Origin of the sequence: Pseudogemmobacter bohemicus, from assembly GCF_003290025.1 — a bacterium.
GTDB lineage: Bacteria > Pseudomonadota > Alphaproteobacteria > Rhodobacterales > Rhodobacteraceae > Pseudogemmobacter > Pseudogemmobacter bohemicus.
This window is the reverse complement of the sequence record NZ_QNHG01000003.1, coordinates 522,901-538,469: the sequence shown is the minus strand read 5'-3', so window position 1 is coordinate 538,469 and position 15,569 is coordinate 522,901. Positions and strand designations below refer to the sequence as shown.

The following is a 15,569-nucleotide window of genomic DNA, read 5'->3' as shown; positions in this document are numbered from 1 at the left end:
CCATCCCGGAGAGAATGATGCCGAAACGCTTCCGCCTGACCCGCCGCTTTCCCGTCGCAATGACCGAGGACGGCTACCGCCGGCTGAAACGTTTCGCCTTTGATGCCGGCCTCGATGAGGGCGAGGCGCTGTCTTTCCTCTTCGAGAATTTCGACTCGGTGACCGATACGGAAAAACTCACCCACCGGCTGAGACTGTTCAATTCGGAACTCGACGCGCGGAAAAGGTGAGGCTGTGCCGTTTGCGGCCGGGGAACGCCTCCGGCGGGGGAGTATTTGGGTCAAGAGGAAATGGAACAGATAAATCCTTGATAGGTCATCCCGCCCCGGACCCTTAACGCTTTGGCTATGCGTATCACCGGAGCGGGACTTCCCCTTGAGCGGTCATCGGCTCTCCAGCCTGTACCGCAGCGAAAGAATAGCAGGAGGAAGGTTAATAATTCCTCTTCCTCTTGACTTAAATACTCCACGGGGGCGCGGGGTGTGAAACCCCCGCCTCCGTCCGCAGTCAGAGGAGACGAGGCATGACAGCTCAACTCTGGTGTTTCGGCGAAAGCGGCAATGCCTATAAGGTTGCGCTGATGCTCAGCCTGACCGGCACCCGCTGGCAACCGGTCTTCGTCGACTTCTTCCACGGCGAGGCACGCGGCGAGGCATTTCGCGAGATCAACCCGATGGGCGAAGTGCCGGTCCTTCGCCTCGGCTCCAGGCTCTTTACCCAGTCCGGCGTCATGCTCACCCATCTGGCACAAGTCACCGGGCAAATGGGCGGCACCAGCCCGGATGAGGCCGACGAAATCCTCCGCTGGCTGTTCTGGGACAATCACAAATTTTCGGGCCAGATCGGCACCACACGGTTTCTGATAAACTTTCTGAAACCCGAGAAACGCCCCCAGGAGGTGATTGCCTTCCAGCAGGCGCGGCTGAAATCAGCCTGTTCTGTGCTGAACGACCATCTCGTCACACGCGACTGGATGGTTGGCGCAGCCCCCACCATCGCGGATCTCTCACTCTGCTCGTACCTCTACTACCCCGAGCCCTTTGGATTTTCACGCGACGACTGGCCCGATATTGCCCGCTGGCTGGACCGTATCGCAGGTTTGCCGGGCTGGAAGCACCCTTATGACCTTATGCCCGGCAACCCATCAGACCGGGGCTGAGCCATGCTGTCGCGGCTGGTGCTCTGGCTGATCGGGCTGTATCAGCGCCATCTCTCGCCGCGCAAAGGGTATGCCTGTGCTTATCGCGTGCTGCATGGCGGCACCGGCTGTTCGGGCTATGCGAAAGAGGTGATCGGAACCCATGGTGCGATCGCCGCCATCCCTCTGATCCGCACACGCTTTGCCGGTTGTCGTGACGCAGCGGTATCGTTGCGTATTTCCCGCAAGCCCAGGAAAGTCACGGGCAGGAACGAGCTGAAGAACAGCAAACTGGACTGGTGCGGCGATCCCTGTACGCCTTGTTGCGACTGTGGCAGCTCACATGGCTGTAGCCTCATCGGCAGGAAATCGGCGCCGGATTGCGACCTGCCCTGTGAGTGTGGCGGCCCGTGACAGATGGAGGAGAGAAGATGACAGAGGCCTATATTTACGACGCTTTGCGCAGCCCGCGTGGGCGTGGGCGCCCGGATGGCGCATTACACGAGGTCACCTCGGTCGCGCTCTCGGCGCAGATGCTGAATGCGGTCAAAACCCGCAACGGGTTGCAGGGGCATGCGGTCGAGGATGTGATCTGGGGCAATGTCACCCAGGTCGGCGAACAGGGGGGATGTCTCGCACGCTCGGCGGTGCTGCTTTCCGATCTGGATGAGCGGATCCCGGGCCTTTCGATCAACCGCTTCTGCGCCTCCGGGATGGAGGCGGTGAACCTCGCCGCCAATCAGGTGAAGGCGGGGGCGGGAGAGGCCTATATCGCCGGCGGCGTCGAGATGATGAGCCGTGTCGCCATGGGCTCGGACGGGGCGGCGATTGCGGTCGACCCGGCGCTGACCTTTAAGACCCATTTCGTGCCGCAAGGGATTTCGGCGGATATCATCGCCACGAAATTCGGATTCTCGCGCGATGAGGCGGATCGGCTGGCGGCGGAAAGCCAGGCACGGGCGGCGGCGGCCTGGGCGGATAAGCGTTTCGCGAAATCCATCGTGCCTGTGCGTGACATCAACGGGCTGATGATCCTCGACCATGACGAATATATGCGCCCCGGCACCACCGCCGAGGCTCTGGGCCAGCTGAAAGCCAGCTTCAGGGATATGGGCGAGGCGATGCCCGGCTTCGACAAACTCGCCATGATGAAATATCCCGAGCTGGAGCGGGTGAACCATATCCACCATGCCGGGAACTCTTCGGGCATTGTGGACGGCGCCGCAGCGGTGCTGATCGGCACTGCAGAATTCGGCCGCGCGCATGGGCTGAAGCCCCGCGCCCGCATCCGCGCCACCGCCAAGATCGGCACCGATCCGACGATCATGCTGACAGGGCCGGTGCCGGTGACCGAAAAGATCCTGAAGGATTCTGGCCTGAAGATCGGTGACATTGACCTTTTCGAGGTGAATGAGGCCTTTGCCGCCGTGGTGCTGCGCTTCATGCAGGCGTTCAAAGTCTCGTCTGATCGCGTCAACGTCAATGGCGGTGCCATCGCAATGGGTCACCCGCTGGGGGCCTCGGGCGCGATCATCATCGGCACGCTGCTTGATGAGATGGAGCGGCGCGACCTCAACCTCGGCCTCGCCACGCTCTGCATCGCATCAGGCATGGGCGCCGCGACCATCATCGAGAGGGTCTGATGAAGAAGCTCGACCTGGCAAAGGTGCCGGTCAAGACCGGTTCCATCTACCCCTCGCCCTATGCGGAGATGGTGGAGGGGCGCTCATCGCTCCGGCTTGGCCAGGCGGCCGGGCTGACGCAGTTCGGCGTAAATCTGGTGACGCTGAAGCCGGGGGCGCTGTCCTCATTGCGCCACTGGCACAGGGCCGAGGATGAATTCGTGATGATCGTCGCCGGCGAATGCGTGATGGTCACCGATGACGGTGAAGAGATCATGCGCATCGGCGACTGCGCGGGCTTTCCGGCGGCTGCGCCGGATGGTCACCACTTCATCAACCGGGGCGATACGCCGGCGGTGTTCCTCGTGGTCGGCTCGAAAGCCCGCGAGGAAGTGGTGACCTATTCAGATGTCGACATGGTGCTGACCGTCACGGATGGCACCGCAGTTTACACCCATAAAGACGGGCGCCCCTGGACGCCCGAGGGAGAGGAAAATGGCTGATTTCATCTGGGATCTCGACACGGACGGCGTGGCGACCATCACCTGGAATGTTGCGGCGAAGTCGATGAATGTGATGTCGATGGCCGGCTTTGCGGAACTCGATGTGCTGATCGACCGGGCGCTGGCCGATGCGGACGTGAAGGGCGTAGTGATCACCTCTGGCAAAAAGGATTTTGCCGGGGGGATGGATCTGAATGTGCTGGCGAATATGCGGGCGGGCGGCGCCCAGGCGATCTTTGACGGCGTGATGCAGATGCATGGCGTTTTACGCAAGATCGAACTCGCCGGCATGGATTTCAGGACGAAGAAAGGCGGGAAGCCCATCGTCGCGGCGCTGCCCGGCACCGCTCTGGGGATCGGGCTGGAGCTGCCGCTGGCCACCCATCGCATCTTTGCCGCCGACAATCCGAAGGCGAAGATCGGGCTGCCGGAGATCATGGTCGGCATCTTCCCGGGCGGCGGTGGCACCACGCGGGTATCCAGAAAGCTCGGCGCGATGATGGCGGCGCCCATCCTGCTGGAGGGCAAGCTCTCGGATCCGAAATCCGCGAAAGCGGCGGGGCTGATTGACGAGGTGGTCGCGCCGGACACCTTGATCGCGACGGCGAAAGCCTGGGTTCTGGCCGCGAAAGACGCCGATCTGGTCAAGCCCTGGGATGACAAAGGCTATAAATTCCCCGGCGGCGCGCCCTATCATCCGGCAGGGTTTATGACCTTTGTGGGCGCCTCGGCCATGGTGAACGGGAAGACGCAGGGCGTGTTCCCGGCGGCGAAGGCGCTGCTCTCTGCGGTGTATGAAGGCTCGCTGGTGCCCTTCGACCAGGCGCTGAAGATCGAGGCGCGGCAGTTCACCTCGGTGCTCCTGAACCCGTCTTCCTCGGCGATGATCCGGTCCTTGTTCATCAACAAAGAGGCGCTTGAGAAAGGCGCGAACCGGCCGCAGGTGGCGGATCAGACGGTGAAAAAGCTCGGTGTGCTGGGTGCGGGCATGATGGGCGCCGGGATCGCCTGGGTCGCCGCCAATGCCGGCATCGAGGTCGTGCTGATCGACGCCACGCAAGAAGCGGCGGATCGCGGTCGCGCCCATTCGGAAGGCCTGCTCGACAAGGGCATGAAACGCGGCAAGGTCACGGCGGAGAAGAAGGCCGAAGTGCTGGGTCGCATCACCGCCACCACCGATTACGCGCAGCTGAAAGGCGTCGATCTGATCGTCGAGGCGGTGTTTGAGGACCCGAAAGTCAAGGCTGGCGTGACGAAACTGGCCGAAGAGGCCGCCGGGCCGGAGGTGATCTTCGCCACCAATACCTCGACCCTGCCGATCACCGGCCTCGCCGCGGCCTCGTCGCAGCCAGAGAATTACATCGGCATCCACTTCTTCAGCCCCGTCGACAAGATGATGCTGGTCGAGATCATTCGCGGCAAACAGACCGGTGACCGCGCGGTGGCGAAGGCGCTCGATTTCGTGCGCCAGATCCGCAAGACGCCGATTGTGGTGAATGATGCGCGCTTCTTCTACGCCAATCGCTGCATCATTCCCTATATCAACGAGGGCATCCGCATGGTCGCGGAAGGCGTCGAGCCGGCGTTGATCGAGAATGCCGCAAAGCTGCTCGGGATGCCGCTCGGGCCGCTGCAGCTGGTCGATGAGACCTCGATCGAGCTGGGCGTCAAGATCGCGAAAGCCACCAAAGCCGCGATGGGGGCCGACTATCCTGATGAGGCGGTCGATAAGGTGATCTTCTGGATGGCCGACCAGGGCCGTCTGGGTCGCAAGAACAATGCCGGCTTCTACGACTATAGCGACAAGGGCGAGCGGCTTGGACTCTGGGAGGGGCTCGCGCAGAAATATCCGCTCGACAAGGTGCAGCTTTCGCTCGCCGATGTGCAGCACCGGCTGTTGATGGCCCAGGTGCTGGAGGCGGTGCGCGCGCTGGAGGAAGGCGTGCTGACCGATATCCGTGAGGGCGATGTCGGCGCGATCCTTGGCTGGGGCTTTGCGCCCTGGTCGGGCGGGCCTTTCGGCTGGCTCGACATCATCGGGGCAGAGCGCGCCGTCCATATCTGCCGCGAGCTGACCGCGCAATTCGGGCGGCGGTTCGAGGCGCCTGCCCTGCTGCGCGACATGGCGGCAAAAGGCACGAGTTTCTACGGCCAGCCGGGCGCGACCAAAGCGGCCTGAAGCGCCTCGGACACCACCCGGACCCGCCCTCGCGGGCCCGGGCTTTCCTCTGCCGCGATGCAGCGCTACTCTCTGCCCGTGGCGCAGGCAGCTTACGGGGACGGGCGTTATGATCAGAGGCTTCCAGAGCCAGGGCATGCGGCTGGCCTCCATACCGCCCGAGAAATTCATCCCCGCGAGTTTTGGCAGGCTCAGCCCGGAAACACCGGTTCTGAGCGCTGACAAAACGGCCGCGACCGCAGCCCTGCGCGACATGGTCTGGATCGACATCGAGGCACCGACCCATGCCGAGGAAGACCTGATCGAGACCGCGCTCGGCTTTGGCATTCCGACCCGCGAGGATATGCAGGAGATCGAACCCTCTTCGCGGATCTATCTCGAGGACGGGGTTCTGTATCTGACCGCCCAGGTGCTGGCCTCGCCCGATATGAAAGCACTGATGATCGGCCCCGTCACCTTCATGGTGCAGCCCGGCCGGCTGGTGACGGTGCATTACCACCGCCCCGGATCATTCGCGTTTTTCGCCGATTGGGCGGCGCGCCATGACACGCCCTGTTCGACCGGGATCGCGACCTTTCTCGGGCTGATGGAGGCGATGGTCGACCGTCTGGCCGATATTCTGGAAAACGAGGCCCGCCAGCTGGATGATCTGTCAAAGACGATCTTTGACAGCCGCCAGGCCGCGAGTGACGCGCTTTCCGGCGTGGTGACCCGGATCGGCACCGCCGAAGACCGCAACGGCAAGATCAATGAAAGCCTCGCGACCATTCAGCGGGTGCTGGGCTTCCTTTCCGTCCCCGGGGCCATGGGGGCGAAAGAGGCGCTGAAGGGGATCGACCGCGACCAGCTGAAAAGCCTGATCCATGACGTGCGCTCCTTGCGCGAGGTGGCGGCGGTCCAGGCGGAAAAGGTGCGCTTCCAGCTGGATGCGACACTGGGCGTGATCAATATCCGCCAGTCCGACATCATCAAGGTCTTCTCGGTCGTGGCCTTCGTCTTCCTGCCGCCGACCCTGATCGCCAGCATCTACGGCATGAATTTCGAATATATGCCGGAGCTTGCGGTGAAATGGGGTTATCCGGCGGCTTTGGTGATGATGGTGACCTCGGCGGTGGCGCCCTGGCTGTTCTTCCGCTGGAAGAAATGGCTGTGACCCCGGGCCCGTCTGTCTGGTCTGCCTGAACCTTCACCCCCCTGTTGCATTCGCGCCTTAGGTAACGGGTTGAATCGACCTGAGGTGATGATATGACCCCCCGCCTGCTTTCTGCCGCTTCCGTTTTCGCCCTGCTGGCCAGCCCGGCTTTGTCCGAGAGCTTTAACCGCATCGCGACTTTCCCGGTGATCGCCAATATGGCGGATGGTGAGGACAAAGCGCGCAAATCCTCGGCCGAGATCATCTCGGTGTCGGAGGACGGCAACACGCTGATCTATACCGACAGCCCGCTGGGCGTCGTGGGCCTGATCGACATCACCGATGCCAAAGCCCCGAAACCCCTGGGGAATATCGACCTGAATGGCGAGCCGACCACCGCCCATATCATCGCAGGCAAGGCTTTTGTCGGCGTCAACACCTCTGAAAGCTACACCAATCCTTCGGGCCGCCTGTCGGTGATTGACCTCGCCACGGCGAAGGAAGTCGCCTCCTGTGATCTGGGCGGCCAGCCCGATTCGGTGGCGGTGGCCCCCGATGGCAGCTTCCTCGCCGTCGCGATCGAGAATGAGCGCGACGAGAATGCCGGCGATGGCGGCCTGCCGCAGATGCCGGCGGGCTATGTGGTCAAACTGCCGCTGAACGGTGGCGAAGCCGATTGCACCGGCCTGCAAAAGATTGACGTGACCGGGCTGGCTGCGGTCGGCGGCGAGGATCCGGAGCCGGAATTTCTTGACATCAACGCGGCCGGCGAGATCGTCGTCACGCTGCAGGAAAACAACCATATCGTGGTGATCGGTGCCGATGGCAAAGTGGCGTCGCATTTCTCTGCCGGCGAGGTCGTGCTGGAAAATGTCGATGTCAAAACCGACGGCAAGCTGGATTTCACCACCACCACCGATCCGATCCCGCGCGAACCCGATGCGGTGAAATGGATCGACGCCGAGCATTTCGCCACCTCGAACGAGGGCGACTGGAAGGGCGGCTCGCGCGGCTTCACCATCTGGAAGAAAGACGGCACCGTCGTCTATGACAGCGGCAATACGCTGGAACATGCGATTGTCGGGATCGGCCATTACCCCGAGAAGCGCTCGAAAGCCAAAGGCGTCGAGATAGAGGGCATGGAATTCGCCCGTTTCGGCGATGTGCCCTATCTCTTCGTGCTGTCCGAGCGCGGCTCGGTCGTGGCGGTCTATGACGTGACCGATCTGGCGGCGCCGAAGCTGGTGCAGCTCCTGCCCTCGGGCATCTCGCCCGAAGGTGCGGTGGCGATCCCGGCGCGCAACCTGCTGGTCACCGCCAATGAGGCCGATCTGGGCGAAGACGGCGCCGCCCGCGCCCATGTGATGATCTACGAGCTTTCCGATGCCGCGCCAGCCTATCCGATGCTGACCTCGGCAGGGATGGAGACACTGACCGGCTGGGGCGCGCTTGGTGCGCTGGCCTCGGTCGAGGGCAAGGATGGCCGTCTCTTTGCGGCCTCGGACAGCGTTTATGCCGCGATGCCCTCGATCTATGAAATCGACATCACGCAAAGCCCTGCGAAGATCATCGGCCAGACCATCGTAACCCGCGGCGGGCAGCCGGCGCAAAAGCTGGATATCGAGGGGCTGACCCCGGATGGCGAAGGCGGTTTCTGGCTGGCCAATGAAGGCAATGCCGAGAAATTGGTGCCGCATGCCATCCTGCAGGTGAACGACAAGGGCCAGATCACGGAAGAAATCTCGCTGCCGGTCGAATTGCTGGCGCATCAGACCCGCTTTGGCGCCGAAGGCATCGCGAAGGTCGGCAATGTGCTCTGGGTCGCGATGCAGCGCGAATGGGGGGATGATCCGAAAGGCCAGGTCAAGCTGTTGGCCTATGATCTTGATACCAAAGAATGGGGCGCCGTCGCCTATAAGCCGGAGCCGAAGGGCGAAGGCTGGCTGGGTCTGTCGGAGCTGACCGTGCAGGGCGACTATGCTTATATCATCGAGCGCGACAACCTGATCGGCGACGCGGCACTGGTGAAAAAGATCTTCCGCGTAAAGCTCGCGGACCTCAAGCCGGTGAAGCTGGGCGAGACCCTGCCGGTTGTCGCCAAGGAAGAGGTCCTCGACCTGATCCCCGCGCTGAAATCGCTGACCAATGGCTATGTGGTCGACAAGGTCGAAGGTCTCGCCTTCGACAATGAGGGCAATGCCTGGATCGTGACCGATAATGACGGCGTGGATGACAGTTCGGGCGAGACCCTGTTCTGGAACGCAGGCAAATTCTGATCCGGCCCGCCGAATAAAATCCTGGGCTGACCGCCTCCGGGGCCGTGCCGCAGCGATGCGGCGCGGCCTTTCCTTTGGCCAGGCGGCAAATCCCCACTTGCAGCGGGCAGGCCTGTGAGGGAGTCTCACCCGTCCCGTCCTTTCGTCTCAGGTAGCAATGTTGCCCCACCGCCAGACCACCCGCAGCCTGGAACGCCGCATGGGCGCAAGGGTGCGCGGCGCGCTGCCCTTCGGTCTCGCCGAGCTGGTGATGTTCGTGCTGAAACAGGGCTGGGCCTGCCTGTTCGGCGGCCTTTTGCTGGCGGCGATCCTGATCAGCCGCGCGGTCTGGCAAACCGACTGGCCGGTCGCGCGCTATGATTTCCTGTTTCTCTTCGCCATCGCCATCCAGGTCCTGTTCCTGTGGCTCAGGCTGGAAACCTGGGAGGAGGCCCGCGTCATCCTCCTTTTCCACCTGACCGGCACCGCGATGGAATGGTTCAAGGTCGGCGCCGGATCATGGGTCTATCCCGAGGCCGGACTGCTGAAACTGATGGGCGTGCCGCTGTTCTCGGGCTTCATGTATGCGGCGGTGGGCAGCTATATGGTCCGGGTGATCCGCATTTTCGGGATGCGGTTTAGCCCCTATCCGCGCCTCTGGCTGACCTGGATTCTCGCGGGCGCGATCTATGTGAATTTCTTCGCGCATCATTTCCTGCCCGATATCCGCATTCTCCTGTTCCTCGCCACCGTGATCCTGTTCGGTCGCACCCGGATCTGGTTCCGCATCTCGGACCATGACTGGTGGATGCCGCTGCCGGTTGCCGCGTTCCTGTCATCGCTGGCGCTGTGGATCGCCGAGAATATCGGCACGCTGACCGGGACATGGCTCTATGCCGGGCAGCGGCCCGAACACCTGGTCGGCTTTGGCAAGATAGGATCCTGGTATCTGCTGCTTTATGTGGCCTTTGTGACCGTCAGTCTCGTCAGTCGCGAGGCCCTGTACCCGCCGGGGCGCCCGGCCCCCGCGCCCGACCGGCCTGGCCGTATCAGATCAGCCCGCGCCACATGAGAAAACCAATGCAGCCCGCCGCGACCACCACCAGCGAAAAGGCGATCGACATCAGCACCGAACCGCCGGCCCTGCGCTTTTCTCCCCGGCCAAGCGGCGAGAGATAGCGCAGGCAGATGTCGTAATCGCGGGCGATGGCGCCCTCATCCAGCTGCGCGTGAAGCCGGGGATTTTGCGCCATCCCCGCCGCCTGGGCCAGCGCCCCGGCGGATTTGCGGACCCGGCGCGGCAGCCTGCGCCCGACATGACGCAACTTCTGGTCGAAATCGCGCCCGCGCGCGCCGACCCGCTCGACCAGCAGTTCTTCGACCCTACCGGCCATCTGGCGGATGGTGACCGCGCTCATCAGCTATCCTCACAATCTGCGGGAATTATCGGTTTTGGGCACGGTTTTCGCAACAGCTCTGGTTCGGGACAATTCGTTTCGATATGGAAACGTTCATGCTTGCAACAGTCCGACACCCCGCTTCTGCTCCTGATGGCGCGCTGCCCTTGCTGATCGTGCATGGCCTGTTCGGCTCGGCGCGCAATTGGGGGGCGATTGCGCGCCGCCTTGCCGACCGGCGCGAGGTGGTGGCGGTGGATATGCGCAACCACGGCGAAAGCCCGCGGGCCGAGATCCAGGATTACCCCGCCATGGCCGCCGATCTGGCCGGGGTGATCGAAAGCCTTGGCGGCAGGGTCGATCTGATGGGCCATTCGATGGGCGGCAAGGCGGCGATGCAGCTGGCGCTGACCCGTGGCGATCTGATCCGCCGCCTGATCGTCGCCGATATCGCGCCGGTGGCCTATAATCACGATCAAAGCCAGCATATCCACGCGATGCGGGCGCTGGATCTGACCGGGCTGACCACGCGGGGCGAGGCGGACCGCCGGCTTTCGGCCCTGGTCGAAGACCCTTCGCTCAGGGCGTTTTTCCTGCAATCGCTCGACCTCAAACCGGCCGGTGGACCGGAATGGCGGCTTAATCTCGACGTGCTGGAACGCGATATGGCAAAGATCACCGGCTGGCCGGGCACGGCGGGACATTTCGACGGGCCAACGCTTTTCCTGACCGGCGGCAACAGCCATTACGTCCGCCCCGAACATCGCGAGACGATCCGGGTCCTGTTCCCGCATGCGCGTTTTGCGAAACTTGCCGGGGCGGGTCATTGGCTGCATGCCGAGAAACCGCGCGAATTCGAGGAAACCCTGCGCGTCTTTCTGAACGCCTGAGCCCTCAGTCCTCGCCGCCCGGTTCCGCCGGGACTGCGGCCGGAGATGCCCAGAAAGGCGGCATCGCGCGCAACCCCGACCAGAGCTGGCCTGCGCGTTTCAGCGCCGCTTGTTCCGCCGGGCTTTCCCCCGCACGCCCCTTGAGCCGCGCATTGGCAAGGTCGTTCAACAGGCCCAGCTGGTCCTGCAATTCCTCCATCCGGGCGCGGAACAGCGGCCAGCCCTCACCCGGCCAGAACTCCTGGAAGAACTCGGCCAGATAGCGCAGGGTCTTCATATCCTTGCGGAAATCATGCCGCGCCACCTCGCCCATCGCGGCCGGATCATCGCCATGGCTTTGCGCCAGGCGCCAGGCATCATCCATCACCAGCCCGGCCAAAAGCCGCACCGGCGCGCCGCGCACGATCTGGCTGCGGCGGTTCTGTTTCAGGATCTCTCCTGATCCATAGAGTTTCAACAACCCCGGCGCAAAAGCGACCGCCTTGCTGTCGCGCAGCGCTTTGCGGGTCTTGCGCCGGATCTCCAGAGTCCGCCGCTCCAGCCCCTCTCTGTCGCCGGAATGCGAGGCGAGAAAGACATCGGCATCGCGCACCTCGCCAAGCGCGCGAAACAGCCGCTTGGCAGCCGAGCGCACCTGCCCCGCCTGCTTGCGCCTCAGGATCGGCGCGAAAGCGTCCAGCGCCGTTGTCAGCCGGCGCAGCGCGACCCGCGCCTTATGGGGGCCACTTTCATCTTCGGTTTCCAGAAAGACCGCGAGCTGGCGGTCGATCACCGCACAGCAGCCGATGATCAGCTGGCCAAGCGCATCCTCACAGCTGGTCTCTGGCGAGAGAACGGGCACAGCCACAGAAAGGGGCGCAGGAACGGGCGTCACGGCTTCGGTCAATTTCTTCCCCCGGGGCATACCCACCCTCTATATCCCGGCCATGTGAAACAATTGGGTGAAGTTTTTGTAACATCGCCCGAAAATTCCGCATAACGCGGCGGGCTTGACAGCTGATTTAGAACGTTCCATTTCTATTGGAACGGTCCAAGTCGATTCCTCCGGGAGTTGGCCGCAAAACGGACCGGCAATCCGGAGGGGAGGCTGGTATGCGCTGGATAGTGGCAGGGGCAAGCACGATTGCCGCCGAATATATGATCCCCGCTTTCCGCGCCCAGGCGGGGTCCCAGACCGGGGGTGAGGCCGGGGGCGATGTCCGGTGCGTGGTCAGCGCGTCGGTCGAACGCGGGCGCGATTATGCCGCGCGCCATGGCATCCCCCATGCCGATACCGATCTGGCCACTGCGCTGGCTGATCCGGAGACCGATGCGGTCTATATTTCGACCACCAATGAAAAACACCGCGACCAGGCCCTGGCGGCGATTGCAGCCGGCAAGCATGTGCTGTGCGAAAAGCCGATCGCCATGACGGTCGCTGACGCGGCGGGGATGGTTCTGGCGGCGCGCAAGGCCGGTGTCACCTTTGCCACCAACCATCACCTGCGCTGCTCCGCCAGCCACCGCGCCATCCGCGCGCTGGTGGCATCGGGCCGGATCGGGCGGGTGCTCTCGATGCGGATTTTCCATGCCGTGCATCTGCCGCCGCATCTCCAGGGCTGGCGGATCGACAACCCGGCGGCAGGGGGCGGCGTGATTCCGGATATCACCGTGCATGACGCCGATACGGTGCGGTTTCTGTTGGGCGAAGAGCCGGTTTCGGTGGTCGGCGCCATGTCCGCCTCGGGCATGGGCCAGGGGGTCGAGGATTCCGCGATGTCGGTCTGGCAGATGGCCTCCGGTGCCATGGTGCAAAGCCATGAGAGCTTTACCCATCCCTTTGCCGGCTCCGGGCTTGAGATCCATGGCAGCGAAGGCTCCATCTTCGCCACCGGCGTGATGACGCAAAAGCCCCTGGGCCGGGTTGAGCTGGTCACCGCCCGGGGCCGCGAGGATATCCCCTTCGCCGCCACCGATCTCTACACCACCGGCGTCGCCGAATTCATCGCGGCGACAAAGGGCGCGGGCCGCCCCGCCGCGACCGGCGAGGATGGGGTGAAATCCCTCGCCATCGCGCTTGCCGTCCGCGAGGCCGCCGCCAGCGGTCAGCGCCAGACCATCCACTATCCGGACCTCTGATCATGTCGAAACTCACCACCGCTGCCGAGGCCGTTGCCCGTATCAAAGACGGCGCGGTCGTTACCGTCTCCTCCTCCTCGGCGCTTGGCTGTCCGGATTTCGTGCTGAAAGCGCTTGGCGAGCGGTTCGGGAGTGAGGGGCATCCGCGTGGCCTCACCATGCTGCATCCGATTGCCGCGGGCGATATGTACGGCGTCAAAGGCATCGACTGGATCGCGCAGGACGGGCTGATCGCACGGGTGCTGGCGGGGTCTTACCCTTCGGGCAGTTCGAACCTGCCGATGCCGGAAATCTGGAAGATGATCACCGAGGACCGGGTGGCGGCCTGGAATATCCCCTCGGGCATCCTGTTCGACATGCATCGTGAGGCCGCCGCGCGCCGCCCCGGCGTGCTGACCAAAGTGGGACTTGGCACTTTCGTTGATCCGATCCGCGAGGGTTGTGCGATGAATGAGAGCGCCGCCGCCCAGCCGATTGTCAGCCGCACCGAGTTCGCCGGTGAGACCTGGTTGCACTTTCCGAACATTTACCCCGATATCTGCGTGCTGCGGGCCACCACTGCCGACACAAATGGCAACCTGACCTATGAACATGAGGGCGCCTATCTGGGCGGGCTGGAACAGGCGATTGCCACCCGCAACAATGGCGGCCTGGTGATCGCCCAGGTCTCGCGCATGACCACGGCAGGATCGCTGCGCCCGCATGATGTAAGGGTGCCGGGGCATCTGGTGGATCTGGTCGTTCTTGACCCGTATCAGCGCCAGACGACCGAGACCGATTACGACCCGGCCATCTCGGGCCAGATCCTGCGGCCATGGGAAAGCTTTACCCTGGCCGAACACGGCGTCGAAAAGGTGATCGCGCGGCGCGCTGCAATGGAGCTGAAGGGCGGCCAGACCGCCAATCTGGGCTTTGGGATTTCGGCCATGGTGCCGCGCATCCTGCTGGAAGAGGGCCATCCCCAGGCCGTCACCTGGGCGATTGAACAAGGCGCTGTCGGGGGGATGCCTCTGACCGGCTTCGCCTTTGGCTGCGCGTCAAACGCCTTTGGATATGTGCCCTCGCCGCAGCAATTCATCTACTTCCAGGGCGGCGGCTTCGACATGTCGTTCCTCTCGTTCATGGAGGTCGATGTCGAGGGGAATGTGAACGTCTCGAAGCTGGGGAAAAAACCCTATCTCACCGCAGGCTGCGGCGGCTTTGTCGACATAACCGCCCATGCGAGAAAGCTCGTCTTTTCGGGCTGGTTCGAGGCCGGTGCGCAGGTCGAGTTGACAGAATCCGGCATTTCCATCGCGAAACCAGGTAAATTCACCAAAATGGTTGAAAGAGTCGAACATGTGACCTTTTCCGGCGCCCGCGCCCGCGAACAGGGGCAGGAGGTGCTGTATATCACCGAGCGCTGCGTGATCCGGCTGACCGATCAGGGCCTTGAGGCCACCGAGATCATGCCCGGCATCGACCCGGATCGCGATATCTCTGCCGCCAGCCAGGGCCGCGTCCGCATCGCGGAAAACGCGAAACGGATGCCGCTGTCGCTCCTTGGCACCGGCCCGATGGGGTGGCAACCATGAGCGCGGTTCACCTGACATTCGACGGGGCGGTGGCGGAAATCCGGCTGGACAACCCGGCAAAGCTGAACTGCTTCACCGCCGATATGCTGACGCAATTCGCCGCCCATCTCGATGCGGTTGAGGACAGCGATGCCCGTCTGGTGCTGGTCACCGCGACGGAAGCGAAATGCTTTTGCTCAGGCGCCGATATCACCGGCTGGGGCGCGCTGAGCCCCCGCGATTTCGCCCGCCATTGGGTGCGGGGGGGCCATCGCCTCTTTGACCGGCTGGCGAGGCTGGCACAGCCGAGCATCGCGGTGATGCAGGGCCATGCCTTTGGCGGTGGGCTGGAACTCGCCGCAGCCTGCGATATCCGCGTGATGGCGCCGGGTGCCATGATCGCGCTGCCGGAATCCGGCATCGGCATCGTGCCGGGCTGGTCGGGAACGCAGCGGCTGGCCAGGCTTTTGCCAGAGCCCGTTCTGCGCGAAATGGCCCTGTTCGGGCGGCGGATTCCGGCGGAACGCGCCCATAGCCTCGGGTTTATTGCGGAAATCGCCGAAGATCCGCGCGCGGCGGCCCTCACCATCGCCGAACGCGCCGTGACGTTATCCCCCCGCGCGACCGAGATCACCAAGCAGATGATCCTTGCCGGGCGCGGCGAAGACCAGGCGGCGCTGATCGAAGCGCTCGGCGCCGCAGCCATCGCCGCCAGCGAGGATCGCGACGAAGGCGTCGCCTCCTTCCGCGAAAAACGCAAAGCCCTGTTCAGCGGGAAATGA

The 15,569-nt window shown here is 63.5% G+C and carries 15 protein-coding genes; 13 read left to right on the top strand and 2 right to left on the bottom strand.

Annotated elements, in window-relative coordinates:
* Nucleotides 1-17: 17 nt before the first annotated feature.
* The 9 genes from DRF71_RS17465 to DRF71_RS17425 all read left to right on the top strand — a co-directional run bounded on the left by DRF71_RS17465 (nucleotide 18) and on the right by DRF71_RS17425 (nucleotide 9,901).
* On the top strand, nucleotides 18-230 hold the full coding sequence (locus DRF71_RS17465; RefSeq protein WP_112312137.1) for a hypothetical protein: 213 nt from the start codon (nucleotides 18-20) through the stop codon (nucleotides 228-230).
* Between the two features lie 293 nt (nucleotides 231-523).
* Nucleotides 524-1,159, top strand: coding sequence for a glutathione S-transferase family protein (locus DRF71_RS17460; RefSeq protein WP_112311812.1), 636 nt, complete (start codon nucleotides 524-526; stop codon nucleotides 1,157-1,159).
* Between the two features lie 3 nt (nucleotides 1,160-1,162).
* The gene (yidD, locus tag DRF71_RS17455) at nucleotides 1,163-1,552 is read left to right on the top strand and encodes a membrane protein insertion efficiency factor YidD (RefSeq protein WP_198672249.1); all 390 of its coding nucleotides are present in this window, start codon (nucleotides 1,163-1,165) and stop codon (nucleotides 1,550-1,552) included.
* A gap of 17 nt (nucleotides 1,553-1,569) precedes the next feature.
* Complete coding sequence (locus tag DRF71_RS17450) at nucleotides 1,570-2,781, top strand: acetyl-CoA C-acetyltransferase (RefSeq protein WP_112311811.1); 1,212 nt, start codon at nucleotides 1,570-1,572, stop codon at nucleotides 2,779-2,781.
* Nucleotides 2,781-3,263, top strand: coding sequence for a cupin domain-containing protein (locus DRF71_RS17445; protein ID WP_112311810.1), 483 nt, complete (start codon nucleotides 2,781-2,783; stop codon nucleotides 3,261-3,263). Before DRF71_RS17450 ends, DRF71_RS17445 begins: the two co-directional genes overlap by 1 nt.
* Entirely contained in the window at nucleotides 3,256-5,442 is a 2,187-nt protein-coding gene (locus DRF71_RS17440; protein WP_112311809.1) for a 3-hydroxyacyl-CoA dehydrogenase NAD-binding domain-containing protein, read from the top strand. The genes DRF71_RS17445 and DRF71_RS17440 overlap by 8 nt, the downstream gene beginning before the upstream one ends.
* Nucleotides 5,443-5,551: 109 nt before the next feature.
* Nucleotides 5,552-6,595, top strand: coding sequence for a magnesium transporter CorA family protein (locus DRF71_RS17435; RefSeq protein ID WP_112311808.1), 1,044 nt, complete (start codon nucleotides 5,552-5,554; stop codon nucleotides 6,593-6,595).
* Between the two features lie 92 nt (nucleotides 6,596-6,687).
* Entirely contained in the window at nucleotides 6,688-8,850 is a 2,163-nt protein-coding gene (locus tag DRF71_RS17430) for an esterase-like activity of phytase family protein (RefSeq protein WP_112311807.1), read from the top strand.
* A 157-nt stretch (nucleotides 8,851-9,007) separates the two neighbouring features.
* Nucleotides 9,008-9,901: a DUF817 domain-containing protein gene (locus DRF71_RS17425; RefSeq protein WP_408634548.1), complete on the top strand. Its 894-nt coding sequence runs from the start codon at nucleotides 9,008-9,010 to the stop codon at nucleotides 9,899-9,901.
* Here the strand turns inward: DRF71_RS17425 and DRF71_RS17420 are convergent.
* A complete protein-coding gene (locus DRF71_RS17420; protein WP_112311806.1) occupies nucleotides 9,879-10,247 on the bottom strand; it encodes a hypothetical protein in 369 nt (122 codons plus the stop codon). The genes DRF71_RS17425 and DRF71_RS17420 overlap by 23 nt on opposite strands.
* Nucleotides 10,248-10,342: 95 nt before the next feature.
* Here DRF71_RS17420 and DRF71_RS17415 point away from each other — a divergent pair, with 95 nt between their 5' ends.
* Nucleotides 10,343-11,116 carry an alpha/beta fold hydrolase gene (locus DRF71_RS17415; protein WP_112312134.1) on the top strand — a complete coding sequence of 258 codons (774 nt, stop codon included), beginning with the start codon at nucleotides 10,343-10,345 and terminating at the stop codon, nucleotides 11,114-11,116.
* A 4-nt stretch (nucleotides 11,117-11,120) separates the two neighbouring features.
* On the opposite strand, the gene DRF71_RS17410 is transcribed toward DRF71_RS17415, so the two are convergent.
* Nucleotides 11,121-11,963 (bottom strand): CHAD domain-containing protein, encoded by an 843-nt coding sequence (locus DRF71_RS17410; protein ID WP_157971136.1) that lies wholly within the window; start codon nucleotides 11,961-11,963, stop codon nucleotides 11,121-11,123.
* A gap of 245 nt (nucleotides 11,964-12,208) precedes the next feature.
* Here DRF71_RS17410 and DRF71_RS17405 point away from each other — a divergent pair, with 245 nt between their 5' ends.
* From DRF71_RS17405 to DRF71_RS17395, 3 genes are read left to right on the top strand one after another with little or no spacing between them, the layout of a single operon-like run.
* Complete coding sequence (locus DRF71_RS17405; RefSeq protein WP_112311804.1) at nucleotides 12,209-13,234, top strand: Gfo/Idh/MocA family protein; 1,026 nt, start codon at nucleotides 12,209-12,211, stop codon at nucleotides 13,232-13,234.
* Between the two features lie 2 nt (nucleotides 13,235-13,236).
* Entirely contained in the window at nucleotides 13,237-14,808 is a 1,572-nt protein-coding gene (locus tag DRF71_RS17400; protein WP_112311803.1) for an acyl CoA:acetate/3-ketoacid CoA transferase, read from the top strand.
* Nucleotides 14,805-15,569 (top strand): enoyl-CoA hydratase/isomerase family protein, encoded by a 765-nt coding sequence (locus DRF71_RS17395; protein ID WP_112311802.1) that lies wholly within the window; start codon nucleotides 14,805-14,807, stop codon nucleotides 15,567-15,569. Before DRF71_RS17400 ends, DRF71_RS17395 begins: the two co-directional genes overlap by 4 nt.

Excerpts from the sequence above, each read along its gene's own strand:
- DRF71_RS17465 (WP_112312137.1), top strand. The coding sequence starts at position 18 with ATGCCGAAACGCTTCCGCCTGACCCGCCGCTTTCCCGTCGCAATGACC.
- DRF71_RS17460 (WP_112311812.1), top strand. The coding sequence starts at position 524 with ATGACAGCTCAACTCTGGTGTTTCGGCGAAAGCGGCAATGCCTATAAG.
- yidD (WP_198672249.1), top strand. The coding sequence starts at position 1,163 with ATGCTGTCGCGGCTGGTGCTCTGGCTGATCGGGCTGTATCAGCGCCAT.
- DRF71_RS17450 (WP_112311811.1), top strand. The coding sequence starts at position 1,570 with ATGACAGAGGCCTATATTTACGACGCTTTGCGCAGCCCGCGTGGGCGT.
- DRF71_RS17445 (WP_112311810.1), top strand. The coding sequence starts at position 2,781 with ATGAAGAAGCTCGACCTGGCAAAGGTGCCGGTCAAGACCGGTTCCATC.
- DRF71_RS17440 (WP_112311809.1), top strand. The coding sequence starts at position 3,256 with ATGGCTGATTTCATCTGGGATCTCGACACGGACGGCGTGGCGACCATC.
- DRF71_RS17435 (WP_112311808.1), top strand. The coding sequence starts at position 5,552 with ATGATCAGAGGCTTCCAGAGCCAGGGCATGCGGCTGGCCTCCATACCG.
- DRF71_RS17430 (WP_112311807.1), top strand. The coding sequence starts at position 6,688 with ATGACCCCCCGCCTGCTTTCTGCCGCTTCCGTTTTCGCCCTGCTGGCC.
- DRF71_RS17425 (WP_408634548.1), top strand. The coding sequence starts at position 9,008 with ATGTTGCCCCACCGCCAGACCACCCGCAGCCTGGAACGCCGCATGGGC.
- DRF71_RS17420 (WP_112311806.1), bottom strand. The coding sequence starts at position 10,247 with ATGAGCGCGGTCACCATCCGCCAGATGGCCGGTAGGGTCGAAGAACTG.
- DRF71_RS17415 (WP_112312134.1), top strand. The coding sequence starts at position 10,343 with ATGCTTGCAACAGTCCGACACCCCGCTTCTGCTCCTGATGGCGCGCTG.
- DRF71_RS17405 (WP_112311804.1), top strand. The coding sequence starts at position 12,209 with ATGCGCTGGATAGTGGCAGGGGCAAGCACGATTGCCGCCGAATATATG.
- DRF71_RS17400 (WP_112311803.1), top strand. The coding sequence starts at position 13,237 with ATGTCGAAACTCACCACCGCTGCCGAGGCCGTTGCCCGTATCAAAGAC.
- DRF71_RS17395 (WP_112311802.1), top strand. The coding sequence starts at position 14,805 with ATGAGCGCGGTTCACCTGACATTCGACGGGGCGGTGGCGGAAATCCGG.